Genomic DNA, 15069 nt, shown 5'->3' with positions numbered 1-15069 from the left:
GTCAGTCGAACAAATCGTCTTGATCGTTAAGGTCTTCAAGAACTTCCTTTACGGTCTCAATTGCATACGTTTCCGATATTAGTTCGTTGTCGTACCCATATCGCATTTCAACAGTTACCATGCAGCGGAGTGCATCTCCGGGCCTTACGTCCTGCTTTCTACTTTGAAATGCCTCCAGAAACACAGTGTCCTCCATGCGAACCGAGATCGACCTTTTCCCGTGTCTGAGTTCCCACTTTGAGTTCCCAAGGTAGTCAGGCTTTTTGACTGCGAGGATCATTTCCGCTGGTGGCATCTTGATGGTTTCTTTGGTTGCCAGTTCAGCAAGTTCGTCTGGATCGATATCGACCGTCAGATCGACCTCTACGCGGCCCTCGTTGCCTTCAAAGAATATCCGGTCATGCGGGCCGAGCATCTTCTTCGCATCTTGAAGCTGCTTTGCGATCTCAATTAATCCGGAGGGGTCTGGGGGGGCATAGTCAGGCAAGCGCCGAACATCTGTCTCCGCTGCTAAATCTCGTATTTCTTTTCTCAGGTCCTGTAGGCTTCTGGGTGTGTCATCCTGATCCACCCACCGCAGCACGACATATTTTGCTCGGACCAAGTACTTTCCGACCGCCGGACGCCAATCAAGGTCTTTGAGCGCTTGGTCGTCAGTCGATCTGAGCGCATTTGTCAGCCATATTTTCAGGCTTCCAATCTCTACATCTTCTAAGACCATAACTGGCGTAATGCTTGAATCAACCGATCTCGCAAGTATTCGGTCAAGCGCCTCAAAAGATCTGATCAACTCAGTTGCGGCGGTAAACACACGCGTTGGCGATTCCTCGCCCTTCTTGAAGTCTACGATTACAGCGAAGTCAGCATTTTCAGGCCGCCCAGGGTCGTGATCCATGGTAGTCAGCTTTGCCATAGTACCAGCCTTTGATCAGAAACGGATGTCGGAGCAACCTATTGACTCTAAACATAGAATCATAAAAGCGGCGGAGAATCCACCCCTGCTTACCTTATTGTTCAGGTTCCGTTCATTTTCTTGAATACCCTTTTCTGAAAGGAGTTCAGCGAGTTGTGCATATGTCACGCCGCGCCGCTTCATCTCACCTTTCAAAATGTTCTTCGCCTTTGCTTCATACTCGACATTCACGGGGTCAGATTTTCGCAAGGTCATAGCTTTCTCCAAATATCATCACTTTTGATGATATACACCCTTGAATGTGGCTATACAAGTATCCATATATGATGAGTAACATCATCGGATACAATGACAATGGCACAGCACTTCCTCCTTTCCGCAGCGTCCCGCACTCTCAGCCTTCGCGCGATCTACAAGGCTGGCGAAGAAGCGGCCTACCAGACGTTCTGCGAAATGCGCTGGCCCGAGACCAATGGCGCGGCAGTCTGCCCCCGTTGCTCCAACCATGAGACCTACACCATCACCACGCGCCGCAAGTTCAAGTGCAAGGGATGCGCCCATCAGTTCAGCGTGACCAGCGGAACGATCTTCGCCAGCCGCAAGATGGACTTCGTGGACCTGCTGGCCGCGATCTGCATCATCGTGAACGCCTCCAAGGGCGTCAGCATGGTTCAACTGAGCCGCGATCTGGATTGCCAGTACAAGACAGCCTTCGTTCTGGCCCACAAGCTGCGCGAGGCGATGGCAACTGAGGTTCAGACAGCGGAAGTGCTGGAAGGCCACGTCGAGATTGATGGCGCGTACTTCGGAGGCCATATCCGCCCCGAGAACGCAAAGGCAGACCGCAAGGACCGCCGCTTGAAAGAACACCAGACAGGCAAGCGCCGCGTCGTGGTTGCCCTGCGTGAGCGCGATGGCCGCACACTGCCCTTCGTGCGCATGTCTGAGGCAGATGGCGTGGTGTTGGCAAACGAGAACGTCAGCCGCATGGCCACCATGTCAGCGGATGAGGCAAGCCACTGGGACATGCTGCACATGGGTTGGGATGTGGAGCGCGTGAACCACTCCGAAATCTACAGCGACCACGGCAAGCATACCAACATGGTGGAAAGCTATTTCAGCCGCCTGCGCCGCATGGTTGTCGGACAGCACCACCACGTCAGCCCGCAGTACCTGCACCAGTACGCGAACCACGCCGCATGGTTGGAGGACAATCGCAGAACCGACAACGGGACGCTGGCGCAGATCGTGGTGAGCAACGCGATGGGCGCGCCTGTCAGCCGCCAGTGGAAGGGTTACTGGCAGCGGGCTGCTTAACAATGTCTTAGTGGCTCTATCTTAGAAATTGAAAACGAGCGCCCTGAGTGTTACATGCAGGCTATGATTAGCTTCCGCGTCAACAAGATCAAAACCGTAAATGCTCTCCTTTTCCTTATAGGAAAGGCGAACGAACGGGGCTATGAGCCATCGCAGTATGACCTTGTGAAGTCGCTGTTTTTGGCGGACAGGGCGCACCTGAATAGATATGGAAGACCTGTAACATTTGATAGTTATTTTGCAATGACGCATGGACCAGTGCCTTCGTTTGCTTATGACGCGCTTAAGAATAATTTCAATTGGCGTAGCGTTGACTTGGATGCCGCCCCTTGGAATTCAGTCAGGAAGGGGAAAGTGCATCGGTTTTCCATTGACCAGCAACGGCCAGAATTAAGAACAATCGCTGCATCTGATCAACAAGCACTTGCGAACGCGTTATCAACAGTCATGTCACTTTCTTTCGGTCAAATTCGAAAGATAACGCATGAGGACCGAGCGTATGTTGCAGCGTGGCGAGATGAGGAGGATTGCAGCGCTTTTCCTATGAATATGGAATTGTTGCTTGATGATGCCAGCGATGACGCAGTAGATGACATACGTTACCTAGCCGAAATGACTGGCGAATAGTTGTTTTCATCGGGGGAAGTCGTATTTGTTGAAAGCGATCAAGCCGCAGGATATCGCAGGAGGAATAAATACCACACCTGCATATGTGGCGCTCGGGGAATATATTTTTTCATCAACTCAAGAAATTGGGAAGGTTCATTTGAACTACTCCACGACGATTTCCCAGCGCTGCCTAATGCGCAAAGCTATATCGCCTGTAATACTATTCTCACGGTTTCCGACCAGTATATGCAGCAAAACAACGCCAGGTCAGAGGGCATGTTGCCCAGACCAGTTATTGAAAAACTGATTGACCACGTTGAAAACTGTGACGTTTTGAGTGACGATGAAAAAGAGACAGTGATTGATGGGCTTACTACTGCCCTGTAATCCCAAGGCGAAGCCGCCACAAACACCCATCCGGCCCGAAGTCCTGCACCACATCTCTTAGTGGCCTATCCACCACCGCCGCTCATGCCTGACCATCCCCGCCAGCTTCATCTTCCACAGCACATTGCTAGTCCGCGCGCATAGCCGCTCGTGTGGAACACCGGGCTGATGCTGGCGCACGACTTCCACCAGTTCCGCAAGCTTCATGGGCCGCTCGCTGAGCGCGTCCAGTAGCCACCAGCGCATGTGACCACTCAGGGACACGTCACCACGTTTAGGCGGCAGCACAGTTGGCATGTGGACGCCGCGCAGGGTCAGTAGCGCCTCGACCTGGGCCAGGCCCTCCCGACCCTCGCGGATCGTCCGTTTACGCAGCGCCAGCAGCGCGCTATCTATCGTTTTCTCCAGCATGGCCCCAAGGGTGATTCACATGGGGCGGAAAGTCAGCTAGATTGTTGGTGCGTTTGATACATAAGGCCGGATATTTACGGCCAAAAAGAGAGGGGGGTCGGGTCTTGTCCGTCGGACGGTGCCTGATTATAAGCCCGGCATGGCATGGCATTTCGCGATCCTCATTCGAATTATTTCCCCGGCGCTCTGACCGATTGGAGACGCCGGGCTTGAGGTGTTTGAGACCATCGCACCGATCTGACCATTTTCCCCGAGATTCGAAGGACGCAAGACATGTGTGCCGACACGCCAGAGACGTTTGACTACAAAGCCACCCTGAACCTGCCCAGGACCGATTTCCCGATGCGCGCGGGCCTGCCCAAGCGCGAGCCCGAGTGGCTGGCACGCTGGGAGCGGATCGGGGTCTATGACCGGCTGCGCGAAAAGCCCGGCCGCACGCCCTTTACCCTGCATGACGGCCCGCCCTATGCCAATGGCAACCTGCACATCGGCCATGCGCTGAACAAGACGATCAAGGACATGATCGTGCGCAGCCACCAGATGATGGGCTTTGACGCGCGCTATATCCCCGGCTGGGATTGCCACGGTCTGCCGATCGAGTGGAAGATCGAGGAGCAGTACCGCAAGAAGGGCCGCGACAAGGACGAGGTGCCGATCAACGAATTCCGCGCCGAATGCCGCCAGTTTGCTGCCGGCTGGGTCGATGTGCAGCGCGAGGAGTTCAAGCGTCTGGGCATCACCGGCAACTGGGCCGATCCCTATCTGACCATGGATTTCCACGCCGAGCGGGTGATTGCCGAGGAATTCATGAAGTTCCTGATGAACGGCACGCTGTATCAGGGGTCAAAACCGGTGATGTGGTCGCCGGTGGAGCAGACCGCCCTGGCCGAGGCCGAGGTGGAGTACCATGACAAGGAGAGCTTTACCGTCTGGGTGAAGTTCAAGGTGGTGGATTTCAGGCTGGCCGATTTGGTGACCGGCGGCGAGGAAGAATCTGTCTCCGATCGCGGGGCCGAACTGGCTGCCGAAACCCGGGTCGCGCAGGATTTCGAAGGGGCGCATGTGGTCATCTGGACCACGACGCCCTGGACCATCCCGTCGAACAAGGCCGTCGTCTTTGGCGAGGACATCGCCTATGGCCTCTATGAGGTGACCGGCACGCCGGAGGAAAGCTGGGTCTCTGTCGGGGACCGCTACATCCTGGCCGACAAGCTGGCGGATGACGTCATGGGCCGGGCGCGGCTGGAACCGGGCATGTACCGGCGGCTGCGCGATGTGACATCGGCACAGCTTGCCGGGATGTCGCTGCAGCATCCGCTGGCGGGCGCCGAGGGCGCGGGCGGCGAATGGGACGACATCCGCGACTTCCGTGCCGCCGATTTCGTGACCGATACCGAAGGCACAGGCTTTGTGCATTGCGCGCCCAGCCATGGTCTTGAGGAATACGAGCTTTACCGTGGCCTTGGGATGCTGGAGCAGGTGATCACCTACAACGTGAACCCCGACGGGCGGTTCCGCGACGACCTGCCGTTCTTTGGCGGCAAGGCGATCCTCAAGCCGAACGGCAAGGAGGGCAATGCCAACGCGGCGATCATCGACAAGCTGGTCGAGGTCGGCGGGCTGCTGGCGCGCGGCAAGATCAAGCACAGCTACCCGCATTCATGGCGCTCCAAGGCGCCGGTGATCTACCGCAACACGCCGCAGTGGTTTGCCGCCATCGACAAGGTGGTGGGCGACGGGCTGGACATGCATGGCAAGACCATCCGCGAACGGGCGCTGACCGAGATCGACAATGTGAACTGGACCCCGAAATCGGGCCGCAACCGTCTGCATTCGATGATGCAGGCGCGGCCCGACTGGGTGCTGTCGCGCCAGCGCGCCTGGGGCGTGCCGCTGACCTGTTTCACGAAAAAGGGCGTGCTGCCCACCGATCCGGATTTCCTGCTGCGCAACCCCGAGGTCAACGCCCGCATCGTCGCGGCCTTCGAGGCCGAAGGCGCGGATGCCTGGTACGAGGAGGGCGCCAAGGCGCGCTTCCTGGAGGGCATCGTGAACCCGGATGACTACGACCAGGTGACCGACATTCTGGATGTCTGGTTCGACAGCGGTTCGACCCATGCCTTTACCCTGCGCGACCGCCCGGACGGGACAGAGGACGGCATCGCCGATGTCTATATGGAGGGCACCGATCAGCACCGCGGCTGGTTCCATTCCTCGCTGCTGCAATCGGTCGGCACCACCGGCCGCGCGCCCTATCGCAATGTGGTGACCCATGGGTTCACGCTGGATGCCAAGGGCATGAAGATGTCCAAATCCATCGGCAATACCATCGTGCCGGAAAAGATCGTACAGCAATATGGCGCCGATATCCTGCGGCTCTGGGTGGCGCAGACCGATTATACCGCGGACCAGCGGATCGGCGACGAGATCCTGAAAGGGGTCGCGGACGGCTATCGCCGGCTGCGCAACACGATGCGTTACATGCTCGGCGCGCTGAGCGATTTCAGCGAAAGCGACCGGGTCGCACCTGCGGATATGCCGGAGCTAGAGCGCTGGGTGCTGCACCGTCTGGCGGAACTGGACAAGCAGGTGCGCGACGGCTATGCGCGCTTCGACTTCCAGGGGGTGTTCCAGGCGGTCTTCACCTTTGCCACGGTGGATCTCTCTGCCTTCTACTTCGACATCCGCAAGGATGCGCTTTACTGCGACGGCGACACGCTGCGCCGCCGCTCGGCCCGCACGGTGCTGGACCTGCTGTTCCACCGGCTGACCACCTGGCTGGCCCCGGTGCTGGTCTTTACCATGGAGGAAGTCTGGCTTGAGCGGTTCGGGGGCGAGGACAGTTCGGTGCATCTGGTGGATATGCCGGAAACCCCTGCCGACTGGCTGGACCCGGCACTGGCCGCGAAATGGGCATCGGTCCGCGCGGCGCGCCGGGTGGTGACCTCGGCCCTGGAGGTGCAGCGCACCGACAAGGTGATCGGCGCCTCGCTTGAGGCCGCGCCGGTGGTTCATGTCGCGGATGCGGATCAGCGCGCGGCACTGCAAAGCGTGTCTTTCGAGGATGTGGCGATCACCTCCGACATCTCGGTCACCGGTGACCCGGCCCCGGCAGAGGCGTTCCGCATGCCCGAGGCCGAAGGCGTTGCCGTGGTGTTCGAGAAGGCCGAGGGCGGCAAATGCGCCCGTTGCTGGAAGGTGCTGCCGGATGTGGGCAGCCATGCCACACCCGGTGTCTGCAAACGCTGTGACGAAGCGGTGCGGGAAATGGACGCGGGGGCCTGACCCCGCGCGGGCGGTGCGGCTGTTGCCCGGCACCGCCCGCCATCGCCCGCAGGGCAAACGCGGCCTTAACCGGCATTGCCCTAAACCCCATCCCAATCGCGATTGACCGCCGGAAGACTTTCCACCTTTCGGCACCATTGGAGCAGAGGCGCGCAAGTGTCGCGCCACGCTGAACCGTTCAGGGTGCAGGGCCATGCCCTGTCTCATTTTCCGAATCTGGCGGCGCCGCCACCTTTACCGGCTCCTTTCCATATTCAGGCAGATTGCAGTGACACCGCCGGGGCCAGGGGCCGCGTGCGGGTATCGGTGCTTGCAGACGTTGTCGGATGCCAAGCCAAACCGGCCTTTGTGCCAAACTGTTGAGCCAAAGCGCAAGCCGGGCCAGCGCCTGCCCGGGGTGGGCGATGCTGACCTATGTTCATGGCAGTTTATTTCTCAACCATGATGAATCCTATCGAGGGAGTGCCCAGCCTCACCAAATCGCCTACCCGTCATGCCAAAGGCATGCCGACGATCAACGGCGCACCTCTGGTGCGACGCACGGGCAGGCGATGGCCCGGCGCCTTCGGCTTGTTCCGGGCCAAGGTGTCTGTAATCAACACTGGCGCTGCCCTTCATGATACCCGCAGGTTCCGGATTGAGCGCAGGGGCATTCCGCGTCATTCTGGCACCATGAAACGCAGCCATATCTCCACCCGCTTCGGCGATCTGACCCTGACAGAACAGGATGGCGCAATCACCGCCGTCAGCTGGGGGGCCGTGGCGCAGCCCGACACCAGCGATCTGCTGGCAGAGGGGCTGCGCCAGCTTGCCGCCTATGATGCCGGCACGCTGGAGGTGTTCGACCTGCCGCTGCGGGTCGGGGGCTCCGAGCTGCAACGCCGGGTCTGCGCTGCCATCGCGGCGATCCCCTTTGGCCATACCCGCACCTATGGCGAGATTGCCCGCGATCTGGGCGTGTCCGCGCAGGCGGTGGGGCAGGCCTGTGGCGGCAATCCGATCCCGGTGATCATCCCCTGCCACCGGGTCATGGGGGCAAAGGGGCTGACCGGGTTTTCAGGACGCGGCGGGGTGGAGACCAAGGTGGCGCTGCTGCGTCATGAGGGGGCGGCGGGGCTGCTCATCTGAAGCCTTTCGTCATGCGGATGGCGGCGCAACAGCCCCGCCATCGCCGCCAGCCCGATCAGCGCCAGCGGCAGGCTCGACAGGAACAGCACCCGCGCGACATGGGCGGCGTCTGCCGGGCCAGTCATCTCCAGGAACCCGCTGGCATTGACCACGATCCCCACATAGGCCGCACCCAGGGCATAGCCCATGCGCTGCACGGTGGGGATGGCGCCGGAAACGCGGGCCGCTTCCTCTGCCGGGACCAGCGCCGTGACCCGGCGCAGGATGAAGGTCCAGGCTAGGCCGAATCCACCGCCCTCGATCGCCGAGAACAGGGCAATCAGCCAGAGCGGCCCATGCGGGATCGCATAGGCAAAACCCGCAACGCTGAGGGTTGTCAAGCCCATGCCCAACCCGATCCACAGCCGGTCGCGCCGCTCGGGCGATCCGCTGACCGCCACTGCCGTCAGGGTCCAGCCGATCGAGGAGGCGGCGACGATATAGCCTGCGGTCAGGGCCGAGACCCCATGGATCAGCGTCATCAGCAGCGGGCCATAGGCCAGCAAGCCGATGGTGGCCATCGAGATGCACAAAAGCATCAGCAGCGTGGCGCCGGTGGCCTGGCGCGGGTTCATCGGGGCAGCGGGCAACAGCCGCGCGGCACCCGCACGGGCATCGCGCCAGAGGAACCACCACAGGCAGGCCATGCCCGCCAGGATCAGCAGGCTGCTGCGCAGCAGTTCCACCCGGACCCCGCCGGAAGAGATCAGGATCACCGCCGCGCAGAGCACGGCAAGGCGGAAGAAGGGGAAGCCGCCGGGCGACCCGCTGCCGGTGTCGGCAGTGGCGGGTGCGGGTGCGGGGCGCAGCGCGATCCACAGGCCAAGGCCCAGGGCCTGCACCGCGAAAAAGGCAAAGCCCCAGCGCCAGTTGGCATATTCCACGAACAATCCGCCCAGAAGCGGGCCGAGAAAGGCGGATACCCCCCAGAAGGCGGAGACCACCGCCAGCGTGCGGGCCGCGTGGCGGCGCGGGAAGAGCACGCCGATGGCGATGAAGGACAGCGCGGTCAGCCCGCCGCCGCCCAGGCCCTGCAGGCTGCGCCCGACCAGCACCAGCCCCATGGAGCCGCTGAGTGCCGACAGCGCACAGCCGGCGGCAAAGCAAAATGCCGCCCCGGCCATCGGCACCCGCAACCCGTAGCGCAGGGTCAGGAGCGCACTGGCCGCGCCTGCGACGATGGAGCCGATTTCATAGATCGAGACGGTCCAGCTGACATAGGCCGCACCGCCGATCTCGGCCACGATGGCGGGCAGCATGGTGGCCACGACGAGGCTGTCGGCGGCATGCAGCCAGACCCCGAGGCAGACCAGCAGCAGAGGCGCGTTATAGCCCGCGCCAAGGAACTCGCGCCAGGGCACATATTCGGTATTCGGGGTGGATGTTGTCGAGGCGGTCATGGGCAATCCTTTGCGATTTGCCCCTTGATGGCGGCTCAACCAAGGTTGAGGTCAAGCGGAAATGTGAGTCCGTTTGTCGCCCGCTTGCTTAAGCCGTCAGAAGCGCGGACTGGCGCAAGGGCGTACCCGCCCGGCTTGCGCCTCTGGTCATTCGGGGCTTGATCCCGATCTTAACTACAAGGCGCGCGAAGGTCGGATGTGCGGGACGAAACTGCCCATGCCATTGGCGCGGTGCATACCCCCAAGCGCCTCCGCCCGGCGTCAGCCGGGCATCGCCCGACCTCCCGTCGCACCAGAGGTGCGCCGTATGTAGTCGGCACGCATTTGGCATGACGGGCAGGCGATACCCGGCTTGCGCCTCGCGTCAGCGGTCAGAGAAGACCTCCACCCAGTCCTTCCCCGTCCGGCCTCTTGCCGTCAGTCTTTCGGATCAAAGAATGCCTGCTGCACGGCACCGGCCAGGATCAGGTAGACCGAGGTGATCACCAGACCCCAGTGAGACCAGCTTGCCGCGTCGAAATTGCCCCAGGCGGCCCAACCGGCAAAGAAGGTCCAGGCCAGCGCCATCGGCAGCGTCACCCCGCGCCAGCGCTCGGTGCGCACGGGATGTACGAACTTGATCGGCAGGAACATCGCGACGGACAGGACCGTGACGATGATCAGACAGACCCACCAGGCAGGCGTCAGGGCAAAGAGCACCAGCACCAGCATGTTGAAACACCCCGGAAAGCCGGAAAAGGAATTGTCCTTTGTCTTCATCCTTGTGTCGCAGAAATACATGGCAGAGGCGAAGGTGACGATGATGATCATGACCCAGCCGCTCCAGCCGTTCATGAGGCCCGAGGTGAACAGGGCGAAGGCGGGGATGAAGACATAGGTGAGGTAGTCGATGATCAGGTCCAGCAGCACGCCATCGAATTCCGGCGCATTGGTCTTGACGTCGTATCTGCGTGCCAGCGGCCCGTCGATGCCATCCACGAAAAAGGCGACCACCAGCCAGAGGAACATCATGTCCCATTTGCCATCGACCGCGGCCAGCATCGCCAGCATGGCAAAGACGGCGCCGGTGGCGGTGAAGAGGTGAACAAGAAGGGCGCGCAGGCGAATGGTCATTCCAAAGGTGTTGCAAATTGGACTGGCGGATGAAAGAAATAAATGCGGCGGCAGCCCCCTCGCGTGATTTTTGCAACCCCAGGCGGTGGCGGGTGGCCTGACCATCGGGCATAACTTCGGTCACATCGGCTTGACGCCAAAGGTGATTCCCACTAAAGCCAGCGGACAAGTTTACGGGTCGCATCGCGCGGCCCCTTTTATGTGTTGCAGCGGGCCTGCGTTGCCGCACCACTAAATCAAAGGATGAACCCATGTCGCGTGTTTGCGAACTGACCGGAAAAGGCCCGATGACGGGCAACAACGTAAGCCACGCCAACAACAAGACGCGGCGTCGCTTCCTGCCGAACCTGAATGACACGACCCTGCAGTCCGAAGCGCTGGGCCGTTCGTTCAAACTGCGTATCTCTGCACATGCCCTGCGGTCCGTTGACCACCGTGGCGGCCTGGACAAGTTCCTGGCCAAGGCGAAAGACACCGAGCTGTCCGCCAATGCGCTGAAGATCAAGAAAGCGATCCTGAAATCCGGTACGGAAGCTGACGCGCTGAGCTGAGCCTTCCTTTCTGCCGACCTATGCACAACCCCGGTCCCCCGCGACCGGGGTTGTGTCGTTTTGCCCCCTCGTCACCGGTTCCGCGCCGGGGTAGAACCGGGGCGATGACAGGCTGTGTGTCGCTGACCCTGCCACCCGGCCGGGTCTCTTTCCTGACGGTCTGAACCAGGCTTTCACCGGCGCCAACCAAGGATACGACATATGAAACGACATCTGACCGCCACCCTTGCCGCGATGCTGCTTGCCGCCCCCGCCCTTGCCGAGATCATGGTCAGCGACGCCTATGTCCGCAGCTCCACCCCCACTTCCGCCAGCGGCGCGGCCTTCATGACGCTGATGAACGATGGGGCAGAGGATGACCGCCTGATCGCCGTAAGCTCGGATGTGGCGGCGCGGGTCGAGCTGCACACCCACAGCGAGGATGAAAACGGCGTCATGCGCATGTCCGAGATCGAGGATGGCATCGCGCTGCCCGCCGGCGGCATGCACCAGCTGGCGCGCGGGGGCGATCATGTGATGTTCATGGGGCTGACCGGCCCGCTGGAACAGGGCAGCGAAATCGCCGTCACGCTGACGTTTGAAAAAGCGGGCGAGATGCAGGTGATGATCCCCGTGGACCACGAACGCAAGCCGGATCACGGCGCGATGAAGCACAGCAACTGAAAAGCGGTCACGCGCGTCCCCGCCCCCGGCATGACGCGAATCGCCAGCGGCTTGTTCCGGGCCTGCGCGCCAATGACCGACGGCAGCAAAACCCGCAGAGCAGGCTTTCACAGGCCTTGCAGCGAAGGGCGGGAACGAGACCGGAGTGACATGAGGCGTCAGCCGGGTATCGCCCGACCTGGAGGGCGTTCCAGACCTTTATGCGATGGGCAACGTTTCAGCCCGCAGACCGGATCATGGCTTGGCTGACGGTGCAAAATCGCCCTCCGGGGGAGGTCGGGCGATGCCCGGCTGACGCCGGGCGGAGGCGCTTGGGGGTATGCACCGCGCCAATGGCATGGGCAGTTTCGTCCGCATTGCAGACCTTCGCGCGCCTTCCTGCGAAGGTCCGCTTTGAGCCCTTTCCGCTTTACCAAGCGCGGAATCAAGGCCGCAGGCCGCCGCGCATCGCCGGGCCGTCCCCTGGCACGGCGATTTGGCTGCTGTCGTGTGCTACGGATAACTTGGAAGTGCTTGGCTGCCATAAAGTGCCAGTCACGACGGTCGGATCGCCGCACCACGGCCCGTCGATGCGCGGCTTGGGGTTTTGTTGCGAACGGCAACTCCGTCCCACATCTCAGACCTTCGCGCGCCTTCCGCGGAAGGTCCGGTGCGCGCCCGCAAGGGCAAAATCCACAACCGCCCTGAATGGCCTCTTTCAGTTGCGCGGGGGCGTTGGCTATACCGTAGCTGGCTTCAGCCCGCATTTGCGATTGGAAAGGCGTCTGATGAACAAATTGTCTGCGGCACCCGTGCTCACCACCGAAAGACTGATCTTGCGTGGTCCCGAACGCGAGGACCTGCCGGCCTTCACCCGGTTCATGACCAGCGCCCCGTCACTGGAAGCGCAGGGAGAGACCGTCACGGCGGAACAGGCCTGGTTCGGGTTTCTGACCGGAATCGGACATTGGCAATGGCACGGTTTCGGCTTCTTTACCGTCGTTGAAAAGCAGACGGGACAGCCTGTCGGACGCGTGGGTCTGATCAGGCATTCCAACTGGCCGGAGGTGGAACTGGCCTGGCATCTCTTCGAGGAGGGCGAGGGGAAAGGCTTTGCCACGGAAGCCGCAATCGCCGTCAGGACATGGGCCGGCGAAGCGCTGCGGCTGGATCGGCTGTACAGCTACATCGACCGCAAGAATCTGCGTTCACAGGCCGTGGCGAAGCGGCTTGGTGCCCGCACGGAGGGCACACGGGCGCCGCACGAGCCAGAGGCGGAAGTCTGGGTTCATGCCATGGCGCAGCGTTGAGGCAAGCCGGGCCGGCGCCTTCGGATTGTTCCGGGGCTTGGGCTAACTGATCGGGGGCAGCGTCCTCCGCTCCGCGAACCGCACCCCATGTCGCCCCGGGGCCTGCAGGCCCGCTCCCACCCGCGCTCTAGCCGCGCAGGAAGGCTTCGACCCAATCTGTAACGGTCTGTGACGCGGGGCCGGTGCGGTGTTCTTCGAACTGGTTCCCGACCAGGGAAGGTTCGAGGTTGAATTCGATCGTATGGGCCCCTGCGCGGCGGGCCTCGGCGACGAAACCTGCCGCCGGGTAGACATTGCCGGAGGTGCCGATGGCGATGAAGATCTCCGCCTCGCTCAGGTGCCGGAACAGCGCGTCCATGTCATAGGGCATTTCCCCGAACCAGACGATGTCGGGCCGCGCGGCGGGCGCGCCGCAGGCGGGGCAGGGATCGCCCGGGGCCATCACCATCGGCGCGGGCCAGCGGTGATCGCACGCGGCGCAGAGCGCGCTTTTCAGCTCGCCATGCATATGCATCACCCGCTGCGATCCGCCGCGTTCATGCAGGTCATCGACGTTCTGGGTGATCACGATCACCTCGCCCTCGTGTTCGGCCTCCAGCCGGGCGAGGGCGCGGTGCGCGGCATTGGGTTCCACCTGCGGCAACTGCGCGCGGCGGGCATTGTAGAAATCGACCACCAGCTTGGGATTGCGGGCAAAACCCTCGGGCGTGGCCACGTCCTCCACCCGGTGCTGCGCCCAGAGCCCGTCATCGGCGCGGAAGGTCTCGATCCCGCTTTCGGCGGAAATGCCGGCACCGGTCAGGATCACGATCTTGCTGCGGGAATGGATCATGGGTTCTGGTCCTCGATCAGGTGGAAACTCTCGGCCAGCCAGGGCAGCTGTGCGGTGACCGGGCCGATCATATGGGTCTGCATCAGGCGGCGCATGGTTGCGGATATATCGCGCGGGACCGGGTCGGACCAGTCCGCCCCGGCAAAAAGGGTGATCTGCCGCGCGGCATCCGGCAGCGGCAGGGGCATCGGTTGCAGGGCCTCGTGGAAGCGCGCGGCGCGCATATAGCCCAGGGGCGTGGTGATCGCCCAGCCAATGCCGCGCGCCACCATGGCCATCAGCGCCAGATGGCTGCCGATCTCGAACCGGGTCGGCAGGGTCAGCCCGGCCCGCGCGATATGCCCGCCGATCTGTTGCGCGATCAGCTGCTCGACCGCGTAATGCAGCAGGGGCAGCGGCCCGGTGCCCGCCAGCAGGCTGTCGGGTGTCTGGTCCAGCCCGGCCGGTGCCACAATGATGAAGGGGTCGCGCGCCAGCGGATATTCGGTGACCCCTTCGGGCGGTTCGGCGGGTCTGGCCCCGATGGCCATGTGCAGCGCCCGCGCCTGCATCGCGGCGGCCAGTTCAAGACTGCCGTCGGTGATCATGCGGAACCGGCAGCCGGTGAGGCTGTCGGCGAGGATGGTGGCAAGGCGCGGGGTCAGGTCATTGTCGAAATCGTCGATGATGCCCAGGCTCAGCTCCTTGAGGTGGGCAAGGTCCATCACCGTGACCTCGCTTTGCGCCAGCCTGAGTTCCGACAGGGCCACCCCGGCATGGCGCAGAAACAATTCCCCCGCCGGGGTCAGCCGCATGGGGCGGCGTGAATGGTCGATCAGATCGGCCCCGACCGCCTGTTCCAGATTGCGCATCTGCTGGCTGACCGCAGGCTGGCTGAGCCCGGTCGCCATGGCCGCCTGTGCCACCGACCCGGCCTGTGCCAGCGCTTCGAAGACTTCGATTCCACGCAGGGTGACGCCCTTTTTCAACATATGCTTGGCCCCTTGTTTCGTGTTTCTTGAAAGCATCCGCTGCCGGGGTCAAGGTTTTATGACGTTTTTGCGAAGACCTCATAAGAAAAGCGGAATATAGCGGCATTCGGGCCTGACGAGAGGCTGGCGCATTGATGGGCCGGGGCGCGGTATGGGGCAGT

General features: G+C 61.9%; 15 protein-coding genes. 8 read left to right on the top strand and 7 right to left on the bottom strand.

Features of this window, described 5'->3' with window-relative positions; translation table 11 throughout:
• Position 1 precedes the first annotated feature (1 nt).
• A complete protein-coding gene (locus ACWNZ3_RS15620; protein WP_496900532.1) occupies positions 2–913 on the bottom strand; it encodes an LAPAL motif-containing putative phage structural protein in 912 nt (303 codons plus the stop codon).
• A 15-nt stretch (positions 914–928) separates the two neighbouring features.
• Complete coding sequence (locus ACWNZ3_RS15615; protein ID WP_496900531.1) at positions 929–1168, bottom strand: DUF6471 domain-containing protein; 240 nt, start codon at positions 1166–1168, stop codon at positions 929–931.
• 99 nt (positions 1169–1267) lie between these two features.
• Here ACWNZ3_RS15615 and ACWNZ3_RS15610 point away from each other — a divergent pair, with 99 nt between their 5' ends.
• The 3 genes from ACWNZ3_RS15610 to ACWNZ3_RS15600 are packed head-to-tail and all read left to right on the top strand — an operon-like array spanning position 1268 to position 3226.
• Positions 1268–2230, top strand: coding sequence for an IS1595 family transposase (locus tag ACWNZ3_RS15610; protein WP_496900530.1), 963 nt, complete (start codon positions 1268–1270; stop codon positions 2228–2230).
• Between the two features lie 54 nt (positions 2231–2284).
• Positions 2285–2857, top strand: coding sequence for a Panacea domain-containing protein (locus ACWNZ3_RS15605; protein ID WP_496900529.1), 573 nt, complete (start codon positions 2285–2287; stop codon positions 2855–2857).
• The gene (locus ACWNZ3_RS15600) at positions 2858–3226 is read left to right on the top strand and encodes a hypothetical protein (protein ID WP_496900528.1); all 369 of its coding nucleotides are present in this window, start codon (positions 2858–2860) and stop codon (positions 3224–3226) included. It begins immediately after the preceding gene.
• A gap of 57 nt (positions 3227–3283) precedes the next feature.
• On the opposite strand, the gene ACWNZ3_RS15595 is transcribed toward ACWNZ3_RS15600, so the two are convergent.
• Positions 3284–3637: a hypothetical protein gene (locus tag ACWNZ3_RS15595; RefSeq protein ID WP_496900527.1), complete on the bottom strand. Its 354-nt coding sequence runs from the start codon at positions 3635–3637 to the stop codon at positions 3284–3286.
• A 273-nt stretch (positions 3638–3910) separates the two neighbouring features.
• Here ACWNZ3_RS15595 and ileS point away from each other — a divergent pair, with 273 nt between their 5' ends.
• Together ileS and ACWNZ3_RS15585 are read left to right on the top strand one after the other, a co-directional pair.
• The gene (ileS, locus tag ACWNZ3_RS15590) at positions 3911–6922 is read left to right on the top strand and encodes an isoleucine--tRNA ligase (RefSeq protein WP_496900526.1); all 3012 of its coding nucleotides are present in this window, start codon (positions 3911–3913) and stop codon (positions 6920–6922) included.
• A 672-nt stretch (positions 6923–7594) separates the two neighbouring features.
• Positions 7595–8050 (top strand): methylated-DNA--[protein]-cysteine S-methyltransferase, encoded by a 456-nt coding sequence (locus ACWNZ3_RS15585; RefSeq protein ID WP_496900525.1) that lies wholly within the window; start codon positions 7595–7597, stop codon positions 8048–8050.
• Here ACWNZ3_RS15585 and ACWNZ3_RS15580 read toward each other — a convergent pair.
• Positions 8020–9489 carry an MFS transporter gene (locus ACWNZ3_RS15580; RefSeq protein WP_496900524.1) on the bottom strand — a complete coding sequence of 490 codons (1470 nt, stop codon included), beginning with the start codon at positions 9487–9489 and terminating at the stop codon, positions 8020–8022. The two genes, ACWNZ3_RS15585 and ACWNZ3_RS15580, sit on opposite strands and share 31 nt — an antisense overlap.
• Positions 9490–9906: 417 nt before the next feature.
• Positions 9907–10602: a CDP-alcohol phosphatidyltransferase family protein gene (locus ACWNZ3_RS15575; RefSeq protein WP_269361585.1), complete on the bottom strand. Its 696-nt coding sequence runs from the start codon at positions 10600–10602 to the stop codon at positions 9907–9909.
• 251 nt (positions 10603–10853) lie between these two features.
• Between ACWNZ3_RS15575 and rpmB the strand changes: the two genes are divergently transcribed.
• From rpmB to ACWNZ3_RS15560, 3 genes are all read left to right on the top strand, one after another.
• On the top strand, positions 10854–11153 hold the full coding sequence (rpmB, locus tag ACWNZ3_RS15570) for a 50S ribosomal protein L28 (RefSeq protein ID WP_114273540.1): 300 nt from the start codon (positions 10854–10856) through the stop codon (positions 11151–11153).
• Between the two features lie 201 nt (positions 11154–11354).
• Complete coding sequence (locus tag ACWNZ3_RS15565; RefSeq protein WP_496900523.1) at positions 11355–11816, top strand: copper chaperone PCu(A)C; 462 nt, start codon at positions 11355–11357, stop codon at positions 11814–11816.
• Between the two features lie 767 nt (positions 11817–12583).
• On the top strand, positions 12584–13105 hold the full coding sequence (locus ACWNZ3_RS15560) for a GNAT family N-acetyltransferase (protein WP_496900522.1): 522 nt from the start codon (positions 12584–12586) through the stop codon (positions 13103–13105).
• A 127-nt stretch (positions 13106–13232) separates the two neighbouring features.
• Here the strand turns inward: ACWNZ3_RS15560 and cobB are convergent, their stop codons facing one another.
• On the bottom strand, positions 13233–13937 hold the full coding sequence (cobB, locus tag ACWNZ3_RS15555; RefSeq protein ID WP_496900521.1) for a Sir2 family NAD+-dependent deacetylase: 705 nt from the start codon (positions 13935–13937) through the stop codon (positions 13233–13235).
• The gene (locus ACWNZ3_RS15550) at positions 13934–14908 is read right to left on the bottom strand and encodes a LysR family transcriptional regulator (protein WP_114276010.1); all 975 of its coding nucleotides are present in this window, start codon (positions 14906–14908) and stop codon (positions 13934–13936) included. Before ACWNZ3_RS15550 ends, cobB begins: the two co-directional genes overlap by 4 nt.
• Between the last annotated feature and the right edge of the window lie 161 nt (positions 14909–15069).

The organism is Sulfitobacter sp. IGS-18 (assembly GCF_059628195.1).
This window is presented reverse-complemented; position numbering and strand designations above follow the sequence as displayed.